A 22,029-nucleotide genomic window follows, 5' to 3' on the forward strand; every position below is an offset into this window, starting at 1 on the left:
CGGAACACGGCGCCATACGCCTCTCCGACCAGTGGCGGGTCACGGTCACCCGGGCGGGCCTGTGGATCACCGACACCGAGAGCGAACCGCCACCGACCACCACCCGCGCGGTGGACCCCGAAGGACCGGCGATCGAACTGGGCCATCCCGGGCGCCCGATCGACGCGACGCTGTACCCCGTGCTCGGCAGGCTGCTCGGCGGACTCGGCGCCGACGTGTGCGGCCGGGCCAGGCTGTTCGTGCTCGGCACGTGCGCGGACGGTGGCCGCGAACTGCGCCGCACAGCCGCGGAACACGGCCTGCGCACGCTCCGCTTCGGGGCGGGCCTCGCGCCCGCCAGGCCAGAGGCGCGCCGCCCGGCCCCGGTCGAGTCCGCCCCGGCCGTGGAGGCGGAGCCTGAGCCGGACCACGAGCGCGATCCGATGTCCCGGGGAACGCTCCCGGAAGAAGTCACGCCTCCGGAAGCAGCGCCGCCGAAAGCCAAGAGGCCGGAAGCCACAGAGGACCCGCGTCCCGTGCTCCCAGCGACGCGACCGTCGATGGTCAGCGCGGCCCCGGCCGCGACCGCGCGCGACACCTCTGTCGCGCCCGGCGAGCCTGCCGTGTCCGCCACATCCGGGGCAGGGGCAGGATCCCCGGAGCCCTCCAGGCCGCGAACGGGGGGCCCGGGCCTGAGCAAGCCGCCGGGCTCCGGCCGCGTACGAGACCTCGAGCGGCCCGAACCCCCGGCGAACGGCCGGTCCGCCCGGGACGGCCGGGCGACCGCGGCAACCCCCGCCGCTCCGGCCGCCCTGGCCGCCCCGGCCGCACCCCGGCCGTCGGAGCACTCCGCCCCCCGGACGCCCGACCAGAGTCCGGCTACTGAGCCACCAGCACCCCCCGTACCCCCGGCGGCCCCACCGTCCACCACGGTGTCGCAGTCCACGCAGGCGCCCCAGTCGGCCACGGCGTCCCGACCCACGACTCCGGCCGCTCGTATGCCGTCCGCGCCCCTCCGGCCGTTGCCGCCGGTTCCGTTCCTGCCGGGGCATGTCAGTACGGAGGCCGAGCGGACCGCCTTCCGGGCGCTCGCGGACGCGGTGTGGGAGCGGCACAGCGCCGCGGTCACCCGAGCCCTCACCCGGATGCCCGCGCTGCGCGGGCCGGAACAGGAGGCGGCGCGCATCGACCTGATCGCGCTCCACGTGTACCTGGACACCTCGTACGGCCCCGACGCCCCCGATGTCCCGGACACCCCGGCGGCGCCGCTGAGCCATGCCGCGCTCGCCCGCGGCATGCGTACGGGCGACGAGCGGCTGCTGCCGTACGCCGCCTGTGTGGCCTCCGCGCTGCGGCGCCTGCCGTCGTTCCGGGGCCTGGCGTTCAGCCGTACCCACGAGACGGACGGCGGGCTGGTCCCCGGAACCCTGCTGCGCGACCCGGCGCCGGTGTGTGCGCTGCCGCTGACGGCCGGGGCGCCGCGCCCCGTCGGTGCGCAGTACGCCATCTGGTCGGTCACCGGGCGCCGCACGCGCCAGCTGACCGGCCGCCCCGGCGCCGCATCCGGCGGGGACGAGGTCGTCTTCGCCCCCGGGACGCTGCTCCGGGTGCTCGATGTCCGCTACACCGACGGCGCCTCGTTGGTGCTGCTGCGAGAAGTACCCGCCACCGCGTCCGCCCCGTCCGCCGCCGGGGCGGTACCGCAGGACACGCGGCTCGATGACCACGACCGCGCCGCACTCGACCGGCTGGACGAGGCCCTGCGCCGCCACCGGCCGGCTGCCACGCATGGATAACACGAACGGATACAAGGAGACATGATGCCAAGTCAGGAACCAACGAACCCCAAGGGGCCCGCGGTGCGCCGCGCCGTCACCCTGCCGGGCACCGCCGTTACGCCGGATCCCTCCGCGTTGGCACCGCTGGGTGCGGAGCGTACGGAGACCGGCGCTGCCGGTGCCGCGGGCGCCGCGGCCGAAACGGACACCGCCGAGCAGCCGAAGGTCTCGCTGAAGGAGTCCGCGTCGGCTGGTGAGTCCGTTGAGTCTGTTGAGTCCGCGACGCCGGGCGCGTCCGGGGCCACAGCGGCGTCCGCTGGGGCTACGGCGGCGTCCGCGGCCGGGGTGCCGGACACTCCGGCCGCCCCGGACGTACCGCCCGCCGAGGCCGACGGCCACGCGGACGGCCACGGATCCGCCGACGGCATGGCGTCGGCCGAGGGCGATTACCCCCCGGGCGCCGACACCGGGGTCGGCGAGGAGGACGAGCCCCCCTCGGGCCGTCCCACCAAGGCGCTGCTCGCCGCCGCCGCCATCGCGGGCGCGCTGCTGATAACCCTGCCGTTCCTGGCCTTCGGAGCCGATGACGACGATGACAAGACCGAGGCGGCGCCCGAGCCCACCTCGGGCATGACTGTCCCGAAGGCCGAGGAGAAGGGCCCCGGTACATACACCGCCCAGTCGCCCGCCCCGTCCCCCACCAAGAAGAGCGAGTCCCCTTCACCGCCGGCCATGCCCCGGTCCGAGCCGAGCAGCGAGCAGCCGAAGTCCCAGCCCGATCCCGAGCCGAGCAGCGAGCAGCCGAAGCCTCGGGCAAAGAAGGTGGTGCCGGCCGGAAAGTCCTATGTGATCGCCCCGGACCAGCGTACGAACTTCCAGCTCAAGAACGTTTCGACCGGCCGGTGCGCGGACCTGCCCGGCATGGGCAAGGGCAAGCTCGACGGCCCGGCCCTGCAGCACGACTGCCTTGCCGACTGGGACGCGGACAACCAGGTCTGGGACTTCGTCCTGGCACAGAAGAACAAGGGACCCGACGGCCGCAATCTCGTCGTGATCAAGAACAGGAAGAGCGGCCTGTGCCTGGATCTGCCCGGCCGTGGCGGCCAGCCGGACAGGACCGGGCTCAACCAGACCCACTGCAACCTCACGCTCCAGGACAACCAGCTGTGGTGGGTCGAGAACCTGGGCGGCAACCGGACGTTCTGGATCCACAACTACGCCAGCGATCAGCGGTGCCTGGAAGTGTGGGGTGAGAAGCCCGACTTCGCCGGCAACGACGCACGTCTGGGCATCTACAAGTGCTCTACCACCGACGACCACGAGTGGCGGCTGATGTCCAAGGGCGAGTCATAACGGTCCGGCTGCGGCCCCCACACGGTCTACTGGCCCTGTGGGGGCCGGCCCCGTTCCTTCTGGTCTTGTTGCGAGGACCGACGGAGGACGAGCCGTGGGTCCGGGGCGGGGCGCGGGGCCTCGGCCAGGGGCAGGACACGGTCCCCGGGACGGGTGGGCGGCTCCGCATCGATGTGCGGCAGTCTGACCGTTTCGGTTGCTGAGAGGGGTTGCGTGCTCGTATCGCCTTTGCGGGAGTGCAGTCTGACCGTATCGGCATCCATGGACGGTGCCGCTGCGGAGTCCGGAGCCGGGTTCGCCGTCGTCGGCTGTTGCCGCATGCCTGCGAACGGGTTGCGCCAGAAGTGCGAGCGCGGGGTTCGCCAGTTGTAGCGCAGGGCGAGGAGCCGTAGTCCGAAGGCGAACAGCGAGGTCCCGATGGCGGTGGCGGCGTTCAGCACTTCGGTCTTGTACAGCAGAGCGGCCAGGGTCGCGCCGGCGAGGGCGGGCAGCGCGTACAGATCGCGGTTCCAGCGGAGCAGCGTCGGCTGTTCGAGGGCGAGGAGCTGGGCCAGCACGCCACCGCCGACGGCGCTGGCGCAGCCGAGCGTGACCGCGGCGGGGATGTTGAAGCCGTGCGTGAGCGCCTTGGTCGTGCCGGTGACGCTGAAGAGTCCGAGCGCCGCCGCGTCGGAGACGTCGAACAGCCTGGCCTCGTCCACTTTGTCGTCATGGCGCAGCCGGTGCCCGAAGTACACGATCACCGCTGCGACACAGGGCGCGAAGAAATAGCCGAGATCGGTGAAGGCGACGGGGGCGACCCCGAGCACCAGGTCACGGAAGACGCCGCCGCCGAGGCCCGCCGCCTCGCTGAGGATCACCGTCCCGAAGATGTCGAAGTCCTTGCGCACCGCGAGGAACGCCCCTGAGAGGGCGAAGGCGAAGATGCCCAGGAGGTCCATCACGTACTGGACAGCGCCGCTCAGTTCCGCGATCGGCATCGGTCAGGGCTCCCCAGGAGATAGTCAGCTTGTACGCCGCTGAAGGCGGTTGGACAGGCGAACGATGATACGAAGGCTGTGTTGCAGATTTCTTGTCTTCCTGGCCTGCTGGAAACGCAACGGAGTGGTCGGCGACCTGGCGTATGAACTCGGGGCCACGGCCGGCCTGGCTGAGGCCGTCCATGCCGCGCACGGTGATCAGCAGCAGCGCGGCAAGCGCGCGAGTTGTGATGTGTGTCGATGTCGCCGGCGTGCTGGGCCTGTGTCAGACGGGTCAGAAGGATTTCCTCGTAGGTGCCGTACATGCGCTCGGCGCGCGATGCGACCTCGGGGTCCGATGCGGCGAGTTCGGCGGTGGACTTGGCCAGGTGCAGGCTGCCACTCCGATGTGCACATGGCCCGCGACGACTGGGGATTCTCGACCCCCCACGCCGTCGGCGACCGGGTCGCGGTCGGGAAGCTGCTCGGATGGTGCGGAAGCTGCGCGAACTGCTGGGCGGACCGGGAACAGTACTGCGCGGGGCGGGTTCAGCGAGCGAATCGTTGTCGATCAGGACGTCGTCCACCGCCTCCCACCGGGCCTGGACATGGCCGCGGCGGCGCCGCTGATGTGCGCGGGGATCACCATGTTCTCGGCACTGCGGCGCTACCGCCTACTCCACCGTCGCGGACGCACCAAGCGGCGCCTTCGACCTGATCATCTCGACCGGAATTCTGTTCCGCGCCGCGAACAACATCACGGCCGAGACCGAGATCATCACCGCCGACCAGATGGACACCGCCTTCAAGCGCCTGGACGCGGCCGACGTCCGCTACCGCCTCGTCCTGGACGCCGCCACTCTGTGACGTAGGCTCGGCGGATGGCGAAGTATTTCGACGTGCATCCTGAGAATCCTCAAGCGCGCACCATCGGCAATGTGGCTGACAGGATCCGTTCCGGTGCGCTCGTCGCGTATCCGACGGACTCCTGTTTCGCGCTGGGATGCCTGATGGGCAATCGTGAGGGCATCGGCCGGATCCGGTCGATCCGGAACCTCGACGACCGTCACCATTTCACCTTGGTGTGTCAGAACTTCGCGCAACTGGGTCAGTTCGTGCACATCGACAAAGACGTGTTCCGCGCGATCAAAGCGGCGACGCCCGGCAGCTACACCTTCATCCTCCCCGCGACGAAGGAGGTACCGCGCCAGTTGCCGCACCCGAAGAAAAAGACGGTTGGCGTCCGGATCCCCGACCATGTCGTTGCCCAGGCCTTGCTCGCCGACCTCGGTGAGCCACTGCTGTCCAGTACGTTGCTCCTGCCCGGCGAGGACGAGCCGATGACGCAGGGCTGGGAGATCAAGGACCGGCTCGACCACGTGGTCGACGCCGTGGTCGACTCGGGAGACTGCGGCACCGAGCCGACCACGGTCATCGACTTCTCCAGCGGCGAAGCCGAGATCGTGCGCCGAGGGGCGGGCGACACGGCGCGGTTCGAGTAGCCGCGGCGACGCCTGGCCTACTCGGAGTCGGTTGTGCGGGGCGCGGTGTCCGGTGTACGGAGGGCGAAGATGGCCATGTCGTCGTGGCCGTCGCTGGGGTGGTGGTCGGCCAGGGTGTCCACGAAGTCCTGCAGTGACAGATCGGCGTGGGCGGTGGCGAGGTGGGCAAGGTCGGCCAGGCCCTCGTCGACGGTGCGGGCGGGGTCTTCGATGAGCCCGTCGGTGTAGAAGACCACGGTGGCGCCCGGCGGCAGGGGGTGGGTGTGGTCGGGGCGGTGATGTGCGGTGTTCACGGCAAGTGGCAGGCCGGGCTCGGCGTGGAGGTACTCCGCCTGCCTGTCAGGGCTGATCAGCAGTGGGGGGAGGTGGCCGGCGCTGCTCCAGTGCAGCCTCCAGCCGCCGTCCACGGGTTCGATGCGGGCCAGGCAGGCGGTGGTGACGGGCAGGTCGGTGATGGCGTGCAGGGTGCGGTCGAGCTGGTGCAGGACGGAGCTGGGCGGGGTGAGGCGGTCGTAGAGCAGGGCGCGCAGCATGCTGCGCGCCTGGGCCATGGCGGCGGCCGCGCGCAGGTCGTGGCCGACGACGTCGCCGATGACGACGGCGCAGGTGTTGTCGGGCAGCCAGAGGGCGTCGTACCAGTCCCCGCCGAGGGGGCCGGGGGTGGGGGCGGGCCGGTAGGTGGCGGCGCCGGTGAAGGGGTGCAGGTCGGGCAGGGTGGGCAGCAGGAGGCGCTGGAAGTGTTCGGCGCTGTCGCGGAGGTGTTCGAAGAGGCGGACGTTCTCGATGGTGATGCCGGCGGCGCCGGCCAGGGCGACGACGATGTCCTCGTCGTCGTGGTCGAAGGGCTGCCCGTCACGGCGTTCGGACAGGTAGATGTCGCCGTAGATCTGGCCGCGGACGCTGATGGCGACGCCGAGCAAGGTGCGCAGGCGGGGATGGCCGGGCGGGAACCCGGCGGAGGCCGGGTGGGAAGGGATGTCGTCGACGAGCAGCGGCTCGGGGTTGCGGATCAGATGTCCGAGAACGCCGCGTCCGTGGGGAAACTCGATGTCGGCCAGGTCGGCGCGTTCGGAGGCCGACAGGCCCGCCGTGATGAACTGGCCCAGTTGTTCACCGGACTCGTCCAGCACCCCCAGCGCTCCGTAGCGGGCGCCGACCAGGTCCATGGCGGTGGTGACGACGCGGTGCAGCACCGCGTACAGATCCGTCTCCTGGCTGATGGCCAGCACCGCTTCCAGCAGGCCCTGCAGCCGATCCTTGGCCGTGGCCAGTTCCCGCAGCTGTGCGGCGATCTGCTCCAGCTGGCCATCCAGCCGCGGCTCGAAGTCAGGAACGCACGGCTGTTCAGGTTCCTCCCCTGCACCTGCCATGGTCGACCTCAGCCTCCTCACCCGGCCGCTTGGCCCGCGGCACCGTTCCCTCAAGGTGCCGGCGGCCCTCCCTCGCCCCCAACGCCCTTCACCGGCTCCGGCACGCACCCACCGTCTGCTGACACGGCCGTGATCAACCCTCACAGGGTGACGCGACCAAACAGCCCAACCGACCCATTACACCGAAAGCGGCATGTCGCACACCGTCGTGACAGTGCGGTCTGCCGGAGCTCTGGGTGTCACGCCGTACGCGGCGTGGAACGCGCGGTGAAGTCCGCCGGGCGTACGAATCCCCACGGGTGTGCAGGGAGCGCACGGAGATGTGGTGGTGTGCCGCGATGTCCGCCGGTCCCAGGTTGGGATCATCGAGGTTGTGGTCGATGAAGGCGTTGACGCGTGCGAGCATGGCCTGCTGGCGGGTCTCGGCCGGAAGGTCGTCGTAGGCTCCGAGGTGCTGGGCCAGGCAGGCGCCCGCCAGGTCGAGCGCCATCGCGCCTGATCGGCAGATACGCGGGCGGGCTGTTGAACGCGGCCACCCGTACGGAGCCGAGGCCCAGCACCGAGGCCCACGCGGGGAAGCCCCCTGCGGGGTTCGCGCTGCTGAGGGTGAGTGGTGCCAGCTCACGGGAGACCAATTCGGCCCAGAAGGGTAACTGCTCCTCCGTGGGCAGTTCCTCGTTCGACACGTTCAGCCACATTCCGCCCCCCCCGGAATCGCCGCTCCGACAACCCTGTCACTCTTGGGCACCACTGTGCGCCCCGGAGGGATTGGCCACCCGGCCTGCGTGGCCACATCGCAGGTCAGGGGAGGGGCGCACAGCGGACAATGCCGATTGTCCGCGGACAGCCTTCAGCCTTTCAGCGACTCGTACAGGAGTCGTGATCTCTCATAGTCCGGCGTGAAACGGCTGGGGTGTGCTTCGGCCAGCTGCTTACGGAGCCGGACCGCTCGTGCAGCCGCCTCGGTGGCCTCTTTCGTTCTGCCCAGCTCGGCCAGGCAGCTTGCTTGATTGTGCAGGGAGTTGGCCAGGTCGGGCAGAAAGGCGTCCGGCTTGGCACGGGCCAGTTCCTCGCGGATGTCGACGGCCTGGTTGACCGCCGCCAGGGCCTCTTCGTGCCGCCCCAGTTCGACCAGGCAGGTGGACTGGTTGTTGAAGCCGGCGGCGAGGTCGGCGCGGTGGCTGTCCGGCAGCGTCTCGGCCAGCTCCTGGAAGATGGTGAGGGCGCGGCTGACGGCTTGGAGCGAGTCTTCCTGCCGCCCGAGTTCGCGCAGGCAGCCGGCCTGTGTGTTGAGGCTGTTGGCCAGGCTGGGACGTGCGGCTTCCGGGTGGCTCTCGACAAGCTCACCGAAGAGGGCGACGGATTCGGTGGCTGCCTCGAGGGCGGCTTCGTACCGACCCAGTTCGCTCAGGATTCCGGCCTGGTTGTTCAGGGCGCCGGCGAGGGCGGAGAGATGGGAGTGCGGCCGGTTGTCGGCCAGTTCCCGGTAGATGTCCACGGCGCGGGTGACGGCCTGCAGAGCCGCGGTCCTGCGCCCCAGGCTCCATCTGCAGTTGGCCTGGTGCAGCAAGGAGATGGCCAGCTCGGAGCGGAACTCGTCCGGCAGCGCGTCCGCCAGTTCGGTACGGATCTCGACGGAGTGATCGGCGGCTTCCAGGGCCTCGTGCAGGCGCCCCAGCCCGGAGAGGATGCGGGCCTTGTTGTTCCAGGCGCCGGCCAGCCCCACCAAGGAGGCTGTCGGGTGGATCTCGGTCGCCTTCAGGAAGGTGCGGATGGCGTGGTCGATCTCCTCGCGCGCTGTGCTGTGGCGTCCCAGATCGGTCAGCAGGGTGGCACGGCCTTCCAGGGCGACGGCGAGGCTTATGAGATGGGGGTCCGACCGGCTCTTGGGCAGGCTCTTGTAGATCGTGATGGCGCGGGTGGCGGCCTTGAGGGCAGCCTGCGGCTGTCCCAGCGTGGCCAGGCACCGGGACTGGGAGTTCAGCGCGTCGGCCAGGGCGGCACGGTCTCCTCCGGGACGGTCCAGGCGTTGGACCAGTGTGGTGGTCGCGGTCGCGAGCCAGTCGTTCAGCGGGAGGCTGACGCCTCTGGCCTGGTCGATGAGCCGTCGTATCAGACCGATGTCCTCGGCCGTGGTGGTGAGGTGGATGAGGGCGTCGATCAGGGGCCGGGGATGCGCTGTCCGGAGCGCGGCGGTCACGGCGGCGACGCCCAGGGTGTCCGGGGCACCGGTGAGGGCGTCCCGCAGGACGGACGCGATGGTGTCCCCGTGGTGGGGGCGCTCGGCGGCCCGGGTGAGGACGGTCAGGGCGTGGGTGGCCTGTGCTTCCCGCAGGGCGGTGAGGGTGCGGGTGAACAGCTCCGGTTCGCGTTCCACTTCGCCGGCGAGGTGGTGCTCCGCGATGCGGTCCGGCTGCAGGTTGCCCCACGACGATCCGCCGGTGGCCGAGTAGAGATCGGTGAGCCAGGTGGTCAGGACGCCGCGCAGGCCGCCGGCGTCCTCACCGCCCAGGCCGGGGATGCGGGCGAGCAGATCCCGCGCCTGGGAGCGATCGGCCGCCGGGACGAGGCAGGCGAGCGCCACGGCCAGTCTCCGGGTCTCGGAGGTGATGCGCTCCCCGGTCAGCCCGCGCTCGGCGGCCGTCTCGTCCCAGTAGCGGCGTTCGTGTCCCAGCAGCTTTCCCTCCAGCGAGTGCGGCTGCTCTGGCGGGTCCGTGGTGCCGGTGGCGTCCAGCAGGGCGGTCAGGGCGGCCATCTGCACCGAGAGCGGCTGGTCGTACTGGGCGGAGCCCAGCGGAGGGAGCGCCGCCTCGTCGATGAGCCGCTCGGCGAGGGCGTCCCAGTCGATGCGTGGGGCGGTCCGGCGCGCGGCGAGATCGCGCAGGCCCGGTGCGAGATCGCGCAGGGCCTGCCGGTACGCCTCCGAACGGTCCCGGACGGTGTGGTGCAGCGGTGGCACGCCCTGGACCCGGGCCGTGGCCAGGACGTGGGCCCCACGGTGCTCGCTCGCGCGGGTCCACCAGTCACCGGCCGTGCGCGCCAGTGCCAGCACGCGTACGGGCGTCGACGCCTGCTCGTGGTCCAGCACTTGGAGCAGGGCGGTTAACTGTGCCGTGCGGGTCTCGGCGTAGTCGACGATCACCAGCAGTCGACGGCGGACGCCGGAGAGCCCGTGGAGGGTGACGTCGGGATCGGCGGTCAGGCGGATCGTCGTCCAGCCATGTCGTGCCAGCCAGGCGGCCAGCTCCGTGGCCAGACGGGTCTTGCCCGCTCCTCCCGGTCCCGTCAGCAACCTCGCCTGCACCATGCCGTCACCCCAGAGCGGGAGCCCGGCCCCGGTGGCGTCGGCCCCGGTGGAGTCGGCCCGGGTGGAGTCGGGCTCGTCGGCGCCGGGCCCGGCGTCCGGCCGGCACCAGGCGATCAGGTCCCGCAGCAACTCCCCGCGCCCCTGGAAGGACACCACCGCCTGCTCGGGGCGGAGCAGATCGGCCGGCGAACGGGGCGCACGCGGGACGGCGTCGGTGACGTGCTGGAGGTCGGCCGGCTCCAACAGCACCGGGCGGCCGGTGTGCTCTTCCACCAGTGCGCGGAACTCCGGATCTCCGGCCAGCACATAGGCCGGGACGGCCTCCAGATGGGTGTGGGTCCAGCCGGGCGGATCCCCCACGACCACCCCGGTCAGCAGGGGTGGCATACGTGGATCACTGCCACTCCAGAGGGCGGCTCCCGACATCCCGCCCCACGGCGAATCACCGCCGCGCGCGTCCGCGCCGGCCGGGCCGGACAGCACGTAACGGTCCCGGTCCGCGCCGCTGACCGGCTGCACCTCCCCTGCCCGCTGCTCCACGGACACCGCCTGATCGGGTGTACGGGCCACCACCGGGTAACCGAGGGCCTGCGCCGGGACGGGCCGGACGGTCACCAACCGGCCCCATCGCACGGGCAGCACCGGATCCGTCAGCAGATCCTCCTCGGCCAGCAGCAGGGCCGCGTCCCAGACCCCGCGCGGCCCGTCTTCGTAGCGGCTCCACACTGCCCTGCAGTTCACCCGTCCCGGACGTCCGGGCATTTGCACCGATGGCTGCCCGGCCGCCTGGATGACATGGGCCGCCGTGATCACCAGACGGCGGGCGAGCACATAACCCGATCCCTGTGTGCCGCCGGAACGGACGACCACAACTCTCGCCTCGTTCATCCCCCACCTTCTCCTTCTGCCTGCGTCGGGTGGGACACACTCCATCCGAGCTCCGGACTGCTCCGGACGGCCCTGGACGGCCGACGGCCCCGGACATCAGCGGTCGAACTGCGAGCCCAGTCGCTCCTGCTGCGCGTCGGGCCGGTCGGTGCCCACGTGGTAGGGCCGACCGGACGGATCCTCGTGCGGTGTCAGCACCAGCTTCATCCGGTGCACCGATGCCTTCGCCGTGGTCGCTTCCGCCCCCGCGGAGACCACCCACGCGGTGATTCCTGTCCTGCCCCGGCCCTCCCTGCGCATCTCCACGGAGAATTCCAGTTCGACCGGTCCGACCTCGAACCGTGGGCCTTCCCCGTCGGCTGCCGCGGCCGCGGCCAGCTCCGCCCGCAGATGCTCGATGGCCTCCGCGATCCCGATCTCCTCAGCCATGACCCGCCTCTCCTCCGTGTGCCACATCGACAGGCTGCCCGGACCAGCCCGACGTTCACACCGCGACCGGGGCTTTGATGGCCGGGTGGTGTCGGTAGTCGAGCACTTCCACATCGGCGTAGGCGTATGCGAAGAGCGAGTCGGCTTGACGCAGACGCAGCCCGGGGAAGTCGAACGGGGTGCGCGAGAGCTGCTCGGTCACCTGCTCGACATGATTGTCGTAGATGTGGCAGTCGCCACCGGTCCAGATGAAGTCACCCGGTTCGAGGCCGACCTGCTGCGCCACCATGTGCGTCAGCAGGGCATAGCCGGCGATGTTGAACGGGACGCCGAGGAACAGGTCCGCGCTGCGCTGGTACAGCTGGCAGGAGAGCTTGCCGTCGGCGACGTAGAACTGGAACAGGGCGTGACACGGCGCGAGAGCCATGTTGGCCAGTTCGGCGACGTTCCAGGTGGAGACGATCATCCGGCGGGAGTCCGGGTCCCGGCGCAGAGTGTCGAGGACTTCGCTGATCTGGTCGATGTGCCTGCCGTCCGGGGCGGGCCAAGAGCGCCACTGTACGCCGTAGACCGGGCCGAGCTCTCCGTTCGCGTCGGCCCATTCGTCCCAGATGGTGATGCCGTGTTCCTGTAGCCAGCCGACGTTCGAGTCGCCTCGCAGGAACCACAGCAGTTCATACACGATGGATCTGAGGTGCACCTTTTTGGTGGTGATCAGCGGGAACCCCCGCGAGAGGTCATAGCGCAGTTGGTGCCCGAAGACACTTCGGGTGCCGGTGCCCGTCCGGTCGGCTTTGGCCGTCCCGGAGGTGAGCACCAGCCGCAACAGGTCTTCGTACTGGGTGTCCGCCACGGCCGTCGAGTCTACGTTCCGGACAGCCGGGATGACGCACGGATCGCCGTCGAGGCTGTGCGCTGTCCGGTGGACCCGGTGGACCCGGTGGACCCGGTGGGACAGCGCACAGCCATGAGGTGGGTGCGTCCTATCCCCGTGCCACCGCGATCGCGCCCTTGAGCCGTTCCCCCGCCTCGTAGATCATGTACGGCACTCCGCCGTCCGTGCCGAAGGAGGGGGCCGCGGCCCGGCCGTTCTCGGGTGCCGATGAGCGGGAGTTGTAGAAGACGCCGAGGTGCTTGCGGAGCGAGAAGTCCTTGCCCACTTCGGTGATCATGATGTCGCCGCCGCTCGTTTTGTCCTTGTTGTAGACCACGTACGCGGAGCCGTTGCGCGTGAGCAGGTGGGGGCCGCCGACGTTGATCGCGCCGACGTCCGAGTGGCGCACCAGCGGCGTCTGGGCGAAGGTCCAGTTGCGGCCATCCGCGGACCAGCCCCAGCCGATGTCCCGGTGGTTGGTGGTGTTGTTGGTCATGAACAGCATCACGTAGCGGGCGTCGCGAGCGGGCAGGTCGTACTGGAAGACCCTGGCGTACGACGTCTCGGTGGTGCCGGCGGGCATCATGGACGTGTTCAGGACCACCTTGTCGTAGGTGAAGTGGATCCCGTCCTTCGAGCGGGCGAGCCGTGTCGTGGTGTTCTCGCCGTGGAAGTACAGCCAGAACTCCTTGATGTCCTCCTTCCACAGCACATGCGGCGAGGAGACATGGCTGACCGAGTAGTGCGGGTCCCACTTGTTCGACACGATCGGATTCGCCGGGTACTCGGTGAACGGGCCCTCCAGCGAGTTCCCGTAGGCGAGGCAGATGCCGCCGGGCGCGTCGTGGGGCGCGTAGTACAGATAGTAACGGCCCAGGGGGTTGGCCAGCTTGTCGTAGACACCGCGTACGGTCGGGAAGATGATCTCGCCCGTCGGGTTGTACTTCAGCTGCGACGGGGTCAGCAGCGTCCGTACGTAGGTGTAGTCGGGGAAGCCCCCGGGCGCGGCCGACGCGGACTGCGTCGACAGGCTGCCGAGGGTGAGCGCGGTGCCAGTGGCGGCGGTCGCACGGAGGAACATACGACGGTCCGGGCCGGACTGTGGCTCTTGCATGGTCGGCTCGCTCCTGAAGTCGTTTGTTGTCGGAAGGGCGTCACAGCTGGGTCGCGGCGGTGACGCACAGGCCACCGAGCGCCACGGCCCATACGTACGGCAGTGTCCGCACCATCACCTGCTGCGGTGAGACGCCCGCGTACTGGGCGCTCCACACCGTCTGGGTGCTGGTCGGGTCGGCGACGCCGAAGACCTGGTTGTACGAGGTGGCCATGCCGAGGACGGCGGTGGCCGGGTAGATACCGGTGGCGATGAGGACACCCGCGATGCCGGCCCCGAGGCCGAAGACATTCAGCGGGCCGCGGTACAGACACAGCGGCACCAGGAGCGTGAAGACCAGGACGAACAGCACCGCGTTCTGCGGGCTGACCGCCTTGACCAGCGGCTCCAGCGCGTCGACGGCGCCGGGCAGCTTCACTGCGGCGAGCAGGATGCCGATCGCCACGAAGAGTGTGATCGGAGCCGCCGCCACCTCGAAGCCACCGTACAGAGTGCGCAGCAGGCGGCGGTTCATCTCGCGCGGTGGCGTGGTCGTCACCAGCGCGTACAGCACCCCTGCCAGCAGTGAGGGGATGATGGCCAGTTCGAAGCCGAGGGCCAGGACGAGCGGCACCACCGGCGTGAGGAGCGCGTACCACGGGGCGTCCCCGAGCAGCTGGCGGCGGCTGCGTGGCTTCGACTCTCCCCGCACCGAGGCGAGCGACCACGTGTGCTCCACGCCCCGCCGCCGCGACTCCACCAGGACGTACGCGACCGCCGCCACCAGCGCGAACGGGAACAGCTTCAGCATGAAGCCGCGCACGGTGTCCACGGGCAGTTCCAGCGCCGTGGAGAAGAACTGCCACACCGGCAGCTCGAACGGGATACCCACCGCGATGCCCATGAGGATCGTGCCGGCGGCCGTCACCTTCGGGATGCCCACCGCGATCATGGCCGGGATCCCGATGAGCCCGGCGAGCATCGCCGCGGGCGCGGAGCCCGTCACCGTGCCGACGAGGGCCGACACCGCGAGGACGCCGAGCGCCACGAACACCGGCCGGTCGCCGCCGAATTCGACGATCTTGCGGACCAGGGTGGCCGCGATGCCGGTCTCCTCCAGGAGCTTGCCGAGCCACGAACCGAGCAGGATCGCGATCACCGTGGCGGCCAGCGCGGGCGCGCCCTCCTGGAGCACCGTGTCGAGCACGCTGTTCTTTCCGGTCAGCGGCGCGCCCGCGGCGAAGGCGATCGCCACGGCGAGCAGCACCAGCGCGAACGCGGTGGGCAGCCTGCGGGTGAGCATGGCGGCGACACCCGCCGCCATGAGGAGCAGAATCACGACACCCATTGATCACTTCTCGCTTTCGGACACCTCTGGTTTTCGAAACATGCGGCGGCCAGCGCCTCAGTGAGCAGCAGGGGGCTGCGGCCCAGGCCGCAGGCGGCGCGGGCGTAGGCGTGCGCGGCGAGTTCGTCGGCGCCCGCGACATGCGCGTAAAGTCGGCGCCGCCCGAGCCGCAGCGCGGTGTGGCCGAGCGCCCGCTTGAACTCGGCCCGGACGTGCGCCTGATGGAGCCAGGCGTGCGCCTGCTCGTGGGCGAGGGCCGCGGCCAGCACCGACCCCGCGGGGAACCAGTGCCGCCAGCCGCGCTGCACGACGAGCCTTTCGGCGCGGTCGAGGGTGTCGACGTACACCTCGACCACCGGCGGCCGCGACCGGTACCGGGCCAGCAGCCCGGCGGCGAGCCCGCCGTCCCGCTCGACCACTCGGACCGGCGCCGGATCGGGGGTCATCCGGCGTCCGAACTCCTCGGCCGCCTCCGCCCATCGGCGCAGGAGCAGGGGATCGCGACCCTCGTGCGTGGGCGTCCCCGCGAGAAGCCGCACGGCGAGGTCCAGGTCGTGGTCGAGGTCCACGTCGTGATTGAGGCCCAGATCGCGGTCGTGGTCGTTGTTGCCACTCATGCGCGGGACTCCACGACCGCGACCACCGGCTCGTCGGCCGCGCGCGCACGCAACTCGCTGCGGGCCAGCGCGAGCAGCGCCCCGGGTTCGAGCACCCCGGACAGATCCGCAATCCGCCCGCCCACCAGCAGGCGCACCGCGGGCGCCCGCACCCCGCCGTCGCCGTACGAGGTGGCGTCCCGCACCAGCGAGGCAAGCGTCTCGCCGGCCGCGCCCACGGTCGTCGTCTCCACCCGCGCGTCGGACACCCCGAGCCGCACCACCCCGTCCGCGTCCACGACCCGCACCGGCCGTCGCAGTGCGCGCAGCCGACGTCGCACCTCCGTGCCGTACACCGTGTACGCGTCCGTGCCGGCCAGGATCTTCACCCGTATCTCCTGCGCCTTGAGGCTGGCAGCGGCCACGCGCAGCCGCTCGGCGTCATCGGCGCGGTGCGCCCGGTCCTGTGTGCGCAGTTCGGTCGCGCCGGTGGCGACGGCCCGTACGGTGCTGGTCTGCGGGTCGACCGTCACCTCGACCTCGACGCCGTCGGCCGCGGCGCCCTGGGCGACGACCGCGTGCTCGGCCTCGGCGCGCACGGCGAGGATCTGTTCCTGGGTGGCGCCGGGGATGATCCGCTCGACCTGTTCGCGGAGCAGCGCGAGCGCCACCCCGATCGGGCTGATGACCTCGTTGTGCCGGGCGATGCGTCCCTCCAGACCGGCGGCCCGGGCCAGGTGCGGGGTCACCGCCGCCGCTCCGCCGCCCCCGCCCACCAGGACGGCGGTCTCCCGGTCGAGCCGGTAGTCGCGGATCATCGCGTCCACGACCGTCCGCACCTGAGCGGTCCCCGCGTCCAGCACGGCCCGCGCCGCGCCCGCCACGTCCATGCCGAGCATGGCGGCCGGCTCGGCGAGCGCCGCCCGTGCCACCTCCGGTTCGCAGCGCGCGAAGTCGCCCTCGGGGACCCGGCCCAGCGCGTTCGCCGCGCATGTCATCGTCACGGCGAACCGGCCGCCCGCCGCGTCCAGGACCAGATAGTCGTCGGGGTCGCCGTCCATCGGCCGCACCGTGGTGACCTTCGCGTCCCGCAGCTCGTCGAGCGAGGCGAAACAGGCGTAGCGAAGCCCGGCGATATGCGCGCTGCGTGGACCGACGCCCGTGACCTTCCCGCCGGAGACACGCACCATGGACCCGCCACCGACGCCGACGGTGCGCACATCCAGGGCGTTGAGATACGACGCCTTACCGAGGATCGTCGCGTGCCGCACGGCCACCTTGCCGCGTCGCACCACGCTGATGTCCGTCGACGTGCCACCCGTCTCCAGGAACACTCCCTCGCTGATCCGCTCCTGCATCAGCGCGCCCGCCACACCCGCCGCCGGCCCCGACAGGACCGTCAGCAGCGGGCGGCGCCGCATCTCGTCCAGCGACATGACACCGCCGTCGCACCGCATCACCATCAGTGGTGCCGTGACCCCGGCCTTGGTGATGGAGGAGTCGACGAGATCGGCCGTGGCCAGCATGCGCGGCAGGATCGCCGCGTTCACCACGGCGGTACGGGTCCGCTTGTGCAGCCCGTACAGCGAGGTGATCTCGTGTGCCGCGGCGACCGGCAGACCCCTGGGCCGCGCCGCGTCGAGCACGGCCTGCTCCCCTTCGGGCCGGTCCACCCCGAACGGCTCAGTGGCGACGAGGACTTCAGCGCCGTCCTCCTGTACGCGGGTCACGGCGGCCCGTACCGCATCGCTGTCGAACGGGTCCGCCACATGCGCGTACACCAGCGGAAGCCGCTTGCCCGGGGCGAGTTCGAGCTTTCCGAACGTGGCGAGGCGCCGGGTGAACACGGCACCCGCGCCCGTGCCGATCCCGATGAGTCCGACCGTCGCCACATCGCCTTCCAGGAGCGCGTTCGTGGCCTGGGTCGTGCCATGCGCCAGGAACGTGACCTCGGCCGGGGTGCGCCCGACCTGTTCGAGGAGACGGTCGAGCGCCTGGACGATGCCGTGCGCGACACCGTCCTCATGGTGGTGGCTGGTGGGCACTTTCACCTGGCCCACCAGTTCGAGTGTTGCGGCATCGACGGCCACTGCGTCCGTGAACGTGCCGCCCACGTCGATTCCGACGCGGACGCGACGGTCAGGGGGCATGTCAGGCACCTCCTTGTGCGTTGACGTACGTATGGGTGCTGAAGGGGGCCGGTGTCGCTGAAGAGGGCCGGTCAGTAACCGCGAACGTCGGGCCAGCGCCTTTGCACGCCCGCCCGGTCCAGCACCCGGCCGAACACCTCGAACCGCTTGTCCTCCGCCTGCACCTGGTGCGGCTCCACGTCCTCGGCAAGGCAATGTGCGGCAAGCGCGCCCGCGACCTCGCCGACGTTCCACTCCACGGGGTGCAGGCGGTAGCAGCCGTTGGTGATGTGCGTCGTGCCGATGTTCTTGCCGGCGGGCAGCAGGTTCCGCACCCGGCGCGGCACCAGTGCCCCCAGCGGGATCTCGAACGGCACCGATCCGATGTCGATGTAGGTGTCGCCGCCGGTCGAGGGGTGCAGATCGATGCGGTAGCCCCCGACGCCGACCGAGTCCCGGTAGTGCTTGGTGCCGTACGGTCCCACGATGTCGATGGCGACGTCCTGCTCGACGACGGTGGTCACCGCCTTGATGCGCCGCGACTCGCGTACGTACGCCGCCTTGGCGAGTCCGTCCGCCGTGCCCGTCACATCGGGGCGGATGCGCAGCCCGGGGAACCCGGTGCCGCCGTCCGCCCGCGGCGCCTCGGTCTGCAGCCAGTACAGGACGGACAGCGACAACTGCCGTGCCTCGCGCAGCGCCTCGGCCTGCCGGCCGATGTAGGGCTTCAGCCAGTAGTCGTTCAGCGGCCAGTTGACCAGCGTGATGTCCGAGTCGAAGGCTCCGGGCCGGTGCAACTTGCGGGCCAGGATCCGGCGGAAACCCCACAGCTCCTTGTCCCCGGCGTCCGCGCTCTGGTCTGCGCTGACGGCCAGCGGATCCAGCTCGGGGTTGGGTATGAACGAGCGGGGGACAGGCTCCAGGGTGCGCGGGTCGGGAGCCTGGAACCCGAGCAGCGGCCCCGGCCAGAAGTCGGGGCGGTACGCGCGCCAGAAGTCGTAGTCCTCGGGCCGGTCGGTCGTGTGGTCCTCGCCCTCGTGGTGCGAGAGCGCGAAGCACACCGTGATGCCCTGCTGGTTGCCGGGCTCCGCCTGGGCGGGGGCGTGCGGCTCTTCGAACTCGGCATGCCCCTCGGCCCCGTTCGCATGCTCCACACCGGCCAACTCGAGCAGCTCACCGGTCTCGGTGGCGTCGATGACGTAGGGCGCGGCGAAGGTGCACAGGGTGCCGCCGCGCAGATCCCGTACGGTGACGGCCGTGATGGCATCGTTGTCGTGCTCGGCGGAGACCGCCCGGTGCTCGGTCAGCACGGTCAGCAGCCCGGACGCCCGGTGGGGTGCGAGCATCGCCTCCAGGACCGCGAGCGCGACGCGCGGCTCATGGCACAGTTTGCTGACCCGCCCGGCGCCCGGGTTGAGCTCGGTGAGCCCGAGCGCTTCGCCCCGCAGCGGATACCACTGCCGGTAGTAGGCCCGGATGCCTTCTCGTAAGGCTCGGTACGTCGCCGTCGTGCCGAACCGCTCCACCCACGGGTGCTCGTCCGGCGGCACCGCCTGCGCCGTCAGCTGTCCACCGATCCAGTCGGTCTCCTCGGTCAGCACGACGTGCCGGCCCGCCCGGCAGGCGGCGAGCGCGGCGGCGACCCCGCCCAGGCCGCCACCGACGATCAGGATGTCTGGCTGAGGTACCACAGTGCTCCTTGTGCTCGCGCCTGAACTTCGTTCCGCTGCCCTGGAGTCGGTCGCTACGGTGGCTGGATGGATGGTCCCGCCGTCTCGCCGGCACGGAACTCGCAGGCCACCAACGGCTCCCGCGCCTCCTCGCCTGCCACGAGCGCGGCGAGCAGCCGGACGGCCGCGGCGCCGAGCCGGTGCCGGGGTATGTCGAACCCCATCGGCACGGGCCGGGCGGCGAGATCGGCGGGCGGGCTCCCGAGCAGCCCCAGCGAGACGTCGCCCGGGCAGCTGAGTCCGGCCTCCCGGACGGCGGTGATCAGCGCCCGCCACGCAGCCCCCGTGTCCGTCTCCTCGGCCACGAACGCGGTCACCCCGTCCGCGACCAGGGACCGCACCCGCTGTGCCGTCAGCTCACGCATGGGATCGGCGCAGCGCAGCACCGCACCGGGCCCGCCCGCGATGCCCGCCGTCGCCAGGCCGTCGAGGAAGCCCCGCTGCCGGTCCGTGGACGGGGGCGCGTCGTCGTCCTCCCGTACGAGCACGATCCGTCGATGCCCCAACTCGACCAGATGGCACACGACTTCACGGCTGGCGCTGACATAGTCGGCGCCGACCCAGGCCAGCCCCTCCAACTCCTCGCGACGGCCCAGATGCACCACCGGAAACCCGTCGGCGACGAGCCGCTTCAGTTCGGCACGCGGTACGTGCCGGCCGAGGAACAGGCACCCGTCGGCCAGCCGCACCCGGCTCAGCGCCTCCGGTCCGACGGCGCTCGCGCCACCGGTACTCGACCCCGTGAACAGCACCAAGTCGTAGCCCTGGGCTGCCGCTTCCTGCTCCACGCCTACCAGGAACGGGTAGTACGAGTGCTGTACGTCGGTTGGGAAAGTGGCGGTGAAGCTGAAGACGCCGAGCAGGTTGTTGCGGGCCGCCGCCAGCCTCCGGGCCGCCGGGTCCGGCACGTAGCCGAGACTGCGGGCCGCGTCGAGGACGCGCTGCCGTGTCTCCTCGGAGATCGCCGCCGCTCTGCCGTCGCCGCGCGCCGACAGGACCAATGACACCGTCGCCTGGGACACCCCGGCGAGCCTGGCCACCTCGGCCTGCCGCGGCCGTGAGGTACGGCTCGCGGACGCCGGGTTCCGTCCCGGTTTCGCCCGCTTCTTCGGCTGATCCACTCCTGGCGTCCCTTCGCTCACCGATCCGTTAATGCGCATTAGTAATGCGCATGAATGCACTCTGGCGTGACCCCCACTGCCCGTCAAGAGTCAGGACATGGCGGATGCCGCCGCGCGAAGTCAGGAGGTCCGGGTGTGGTGGTCCAGCAAGCGGGTGAGCAACTCGACGAACTGGTCACGTTCGGCCGGACTCAGCGGCGCGAGCAGTTCGTCGTGGAGGTCGTCCAGGACCTTGTCGAGGCGGCGTAGCCGGCGGCGGCCCTGGGCGGAGATCGTGATGATGTTGCGGCGCTGGTCGTCGGGGTCCGGGGCCCGCTCGACGAGGTGACGTTCGGCCAGTTCGTTGAGTACGCCGACCATGTCGCTGCGGTAGATGCCGGTGCGCCTGCTCAGCGTCGCCTGGCTGCCGGGCCCGTGATCCTGCAGCGAGGCGAGCACGGCGTAGTGCCACTTACGGGCGTCGGCCTGGGCCAGCCCTTCGTTGATCAGGCGGTCCGAGCGCGTGGACAGCTGCGACAGCAGGCGGCTCGCCCGTCGACGCAGTCTGTCGGGCGCCGTCCTGGGCGCGCCGTCGCCGGGCACGTCCGGGGCTTCGGCTCTGGTCATGGCGCCGATCCTATCGATTGCGCTGGTCCGACTAACGATGTACGTTCGCTCGCGCCGACATCGTTAGTTTCACTAACGCTAGTCGTGCGAACTCTCGGAAGGAAGATCTGTCATTCCCACCAAGACACTGCAGATTCCCACCCCTGACGGTCAGGCCGACGCCTTCGCCGCTTTCCCCGACGGCGGCGGGCGGCACCCTGGGGTGCTGATGTACGCGGACGGCTTCGGCATCCGGCCCGTGCTGCGGGAGATGGCCCGCGAACTGGCCGGACACGGCTACTACGTGCTCGTCCCGAACTTCTTCTACCGGAACGGTCCGGCACCGGTGATCGAACTTCCCGAGCACATCGGAGAAGAGGTCCGGCCCGCGCTCTTCGCCCAGCTGATGCCCTTGATCGAGGCGCACACCGCCGAACGTGTCCTGAGTGACGCCGACGCCTGTCTCAGCTTTCTCACCACCCAGCCCGAGGTCGGCGCCGGACCGGTCGCGGTGACCGGCTACTGCATAGGCGGCCTCCTGGCGATGCGCACCGCCGCGGCCCACCCCGGCCGGGTGGCCGCCGTCGCCGCATTCCACGGTCCCGTGGGCGCCGACGGGCCCGAACTCTTCTCCAGGCTCACCGCCCAGGTTCACCTCGGCCACGCCGAAGGCGACATGACACCCGAAGCCCTCGGCGAGCTCAACCAGGCCCTGGATGCCGCGGGGGTCAGCTACACCTCCGAGATCTACCCCGGCACCGTCCACGGCTTCACCATGTCCGACACCGACGCTTTCAGCGCCTCCGGGCTGCAGTGCCACTGGGACCGCCTGCTCCCCCTCCTGGACCGCACCCTGGCCAACGGCTGACGCTCCGGTTCGGAAGCCGGACAGCTGACGTCGTGGCCGGGCCCCCCGCCCCGGGGGCCCGGGCCGACTGGGGGTGTGGTTTTATAAAAAAAACCGACCCACACAGAAGACCCGGGGAGG

16 protein-coding genes and 1 pseudogene are annotated in these 22,029 nt (G+C 70.8%); 5 read left to right on the forward strand and 12 right to left on the reverse strand.

Translation table 11 applies throughout. The features are described from left to right. Together ACFV2X_RS53400 and ACFV2X_RS53405 are read left to right on the forward strand one after the other, a co-directional pair. Nucleotides 1-1,775, forward strand: a pseudogene (locus tag ACFV2X_RS53400) (hypothetical protein); the annotation flags it as partial. 21 nt (nucleotides 1,776-1,796) lie between these two features. Next, on the forward strand, nucleotides 1,797-3,110 hold the full coding sequence (locus tag ACFV2X_RS53405) for an RICIN domain-containing protein (RefSeq protein WP_385631073.1): 1,314 nt from the start codon (nucleotides 1,797-1,799) through the stop codon (nucleotides 3,108-3,110). Between the two features lie 26 nt (nucleotides 3,111-3,136). On the opposite strand, the gene ACFV2X_RS53410 is transcribed toward ACFV2X_RS53405, so the two are convergent. Further along, a complete protein-coding gene (locus ACFV2X_RS53410; RefSeq protein WP_385631076.1) occupies nucleotides 3,137-4,090 on the reverse strand; it encodes a trimeric intracellular cation channel family protein in 954 nt (317 codons plus the stop codon). Nucleotides 4,091-4,950: 860 nt separating this feature from the next. On the opposite strand from ACFV2X_RS53410, the gene ACFV2X_RS53415 reads away from it, so the two are divergent. Then, nucleotides 4,951-5,571, forward strand: a complete 621-nt coding sequence (locus ACFV2X_RS53415) for an L-threonylcarbamoyladenylate synthase (protein ID WP_385631078.1) — start codon at nucleotides 4,951-4,953, stop codon at nucleotides 5,569-5,571. 17 nt (nucleotides 5,572-5,588) lie between these two features. Here the strand turns inward: ACFV2X_RS53415 and ACFV2X_RS53420 are convergent, their stop codons facing one another. Further along, nucleotides 5,589-6,941 (reverse strand): PP2C family protein-serine/threonine phosphatase, encoded by a 1,353-nt coding sequence (locus ACFV2X_RS53420; protein WP_385631081.1) that lies wholly within the window; start codon nucleotides 6,939-6,941, stop codon nucleotides 5,589-5,591. Nucleotides 6,942-7,263: 322 nt separating this feature from the next. On the opposite strand from ACFV2X_RS53420, the gene ACFV2X_RS53425 reads away from it, so the two are divergent. Further along, complete coding sequence (locus ACFV2X_RS53425; RefSeq protein WP_385631084.1) at nucleotides 7,264-7,440, forward strand: hypothetical protein; 177 nt, start codon at nucleotides 7,264-7,266, stop codon at nucleotides 7,438-7,440. Between the two features lie 351 nt (nucleotides 7,441-7,791). Here the strand turns inward: ACFV2X_RS53425 and ACFV2X_RS53430 are convergent, their stop codons facing one another. The 10 genes from ACFV2X_RS53430 to ACFV2X_RS53475 all read right to left on the reverse strand — a co-directional run bounded on the left by ACFV2X_RS53430 (nucleotide 7,792) and on the right by ACFV2X_RS53475 (nucleotide 21,062). Next, nucleotides 7,792-11,136, reverse strand: a complete 3,345-nt coding sequence (locus tag ACFV2X_RS53430; RefSeq protein ID WP_385631088.1) for an ATP-binding protein — start codon at nucleotides 11,134-11,136, stop codon at nucleotides 7,792-7,794. A 96-nt stretch (nucleotides 11,137-11,232) separates the two neighbouring features. Beyond that, nucleotides 11,233-11,565 (reverse strand): trypco2 family protein, encoded by a 333-nt coding sequence (locus ACFV2X_RS53435; RefSeq protein ID WP_385631091.1) that lies wholly within the window; start codon nucleotides 11,563-11,565, stop codon nucleotides 11,233-11,235. Nucleotides 11,566-11,620: 55 nt separating this feature from the next. After that, nucleotides 11,621-12,418 carry a thymidylate synthase gene (locus ACFV2X_RS53440; RefSeq protein WP_385631094.1) on the reverse strand — a complete coding sequence of 266 codons (798 nt, stop codon included), beginning with the start codon at nucleotides 12,416-12,418 and terminating at the stop codon, nucleotides 11,621-11,623. Nucleotides 12,419-12,548: 130 nt separating this feature from the next. Further along, nucleotides 12,549-13,553, reverse strand: coding sequence for a hypothetical protein (locus tag ACFV2X_RS53445; protein WP_385631097.1), 1,005 nt, complete (start codon nucleotides 13,551-13,553; stop codon nucleotides 12,549-12,551). Between the two features lie 40 nt (nucleotides 13,554-13,593). Further along, a complete protein-coding gene (locus ACFV2X_RS53450) occupies nucleotides 13,594-14,880 on the reverse strand; it encodes a TRAP transporter large permease subunit (RefSeq protein ID WP_385631100.1) in 1,287 nt (428 codons plus the stop codon). Continuing rightward, nucleotides 14,868-15,497 carry a hypothetical protein gene (locus ACFV2X_RS53455; RefSeq protein WP_385631102.1) on the reverse strand — a complete coding sequence of 210 codons (630 nt, stop codon included), beginning with the start codon at nucleotides 15,495-15,497 and terminating at the stop codon, nucleotides 14,868-14,870. The genes ACFV2X_RS53450 and ACFV2X_RS53455 overlap by 13 nt, the downstream gene beginning before the upstream one ends. After that, the gene (locus ACFV2X_RS53460; RefSeq protein WP_385631104.1) at nucleotides 15,494-17,626 is read right to left on the reverse strand and encodes a hydantoinase/oxoprolinase family protein; all 2,133 of its coding nucleotides are present in this window, start codon (nucleotides 17,624-17,626) and stop codon (nucleotides 15,494-15,496) included. The genes ACFV2X_RS53455 and ACFV2X_RS53460 overlap by 4 nt, the downstream gene beginning before the upstream one ends. A 71-nt stretch (nucleotides 17,627-17,697) precedes the next feature. After that, nucleotides 17,698-19,296: an FAD-dependent oxidoreductase gene (locus tag ACFV2X_RS53465; protein WP_385631106.1), complete on the reverse strand. Its 1,599-nt coding sequence runs from the start codon at nucleotides 19,294-19,296 to the stop codon at nucleotides 17,698-17,700. Between the two features lie 53 nt (nucleotides 19,297-19,349). Further along, entirely contained in the window at nucleotides 19,350-20,456 is a 1,107-nt protein-coding gene (locus tag ACFV2X_RS53470; RefSeq protein WP_385631108.1) for a LacI family DNA-binding transcriptional regulator, read from the reverse strand. Nucleotides 20,457-20,576: 120 nt separating this feature from the next. Beyond that, complete coding sequence (locus tag ACFV2X_RS53475; protein ID WP_385631109.1) at nucleotides 20,577-21,062, reverse strand: MarR family winged helix-turn-helix transcriptional regulator; 486 nt, start codon at nucleotides 21,060-21,062, stop codon at nucleotides 20,577-20,579. Between the two features lie 112 nt (nucleotides 21,063-21,174). Between ACFV2X_RS53475 and ACFV2X_RS53480 the strand changes: the two genes are divergently transcribed. After that, nucleotides 21,175-21,909 (forward strand): dienelactone hydrolase family protein, encoded by a 735-nt coding sequence (locus tag ACFV2X_RS53480; RefSeq protein WP_385631111.1) that lies wholly within the window; start codon nucleotides 21,175-21,177, stop codon nucleotides 21,907-21,909. The last annotated feature ends 120 nt before the right edge of the window (nucleotides 21,910-22,029 follow it).

This window comes from Streptomyces sp. NPDC059679, from assembly GCF_042734105.1.
Taxonomy (GTDB): domain Bacteria; phylum Actinomycetota; class Actinomycetes; order Streptomycetales; family Streptomycetaceae; genus Streptomyces.

What these genes read in the sequence shown, in the direction of transcription:
- ACFV2X_RS53405 (WP_385631073.1), top strand. Translation starts at nt 1,797, where the DNA reads ATGATGCCAAGTCAGGAACCAACGAACCCCAAGGGGCCCGCGGTGCGC.
- ACFV2X_RS53410 (WP_385631076.1), bottom strand. Translation starts at nt 4,090, where the DNA reads ATGCCGATCGCGGAACTGAGCGGCGCTGTCCAGTACGTGATGGACCTC.
- ACFV2X_RS53415 (WP_385631078.1), top strand. Translation starts at nt 4,951, where the DNA reads ATGGCGAAGTATTTCGACGTGCATCCTGAGAATCCTCAAGCGCGCACC.
- ACFV2X_RS53420 (WP_385631081.1), bottom strand. Translation starts at nt 6,941, where the DNA reads ATGGCAGGTGCAGGGGAGGAACCTGAACAGCCGTGCGTTCCTGACTTC.
- ACFV2X_RS53430 (WP_385631088.1), bottom strand. Translation starts at nt 11,136, where the DNA reads ATGAACGAGGCGAGAGTTGTGGTCGTCCGTTCCGGCGGCACACAGGGA.
- ACFV2X_RS53435 (WP_385631091.1), bottom strand. Translation starts at nt 11,565, where the DNA reads ATGGCTGAGGAGATCGGGATCGCGGAGGCCATCGAGCATCTGCGGGCG.
- ACFV2X_RS53445 (WP_385631097.1), bottom strand. Translation starts at nt 13,553, where the DNA reads ATGCAAGAGCCACAGTCCGGCCCGGACCGTCGTATGTTCCTCCGTGCG.
- ACFV2X_RS53450 (WP_385631100.1), bottom strand. Translation starts at nt 14,880, where the DNA reads ATGGGTGTCGTGATTCTGCTCCTCATGGCGGCGGGTGTCGCCGCCATG.
- ACFV2X_RS53455 (WP_385631102.1), bottom strand. Translation starts at nt 15,497, where the DNA reads ATGAGTGGCAACAACGACCACGACCGCGATCTGGGCCTCAATCACGAC.
- ACFV2X_RS53460 (WP_385631104.1), bottom strand. Translation starts at nt 17,626, where the DNA reads ATGCCCCCTGACCGTCGCGTCCGCGTCGGAATCGACGTGGGCGGCACG.
- ACFV2X_RS53475 (WP_385631109.1), bottom strand. Translation starts at nt 21,062, where the DNA reads ATGACCAGAGCCGAAGCCCCGGACGTGCCCGGCGACGGCGCGCCCAGG.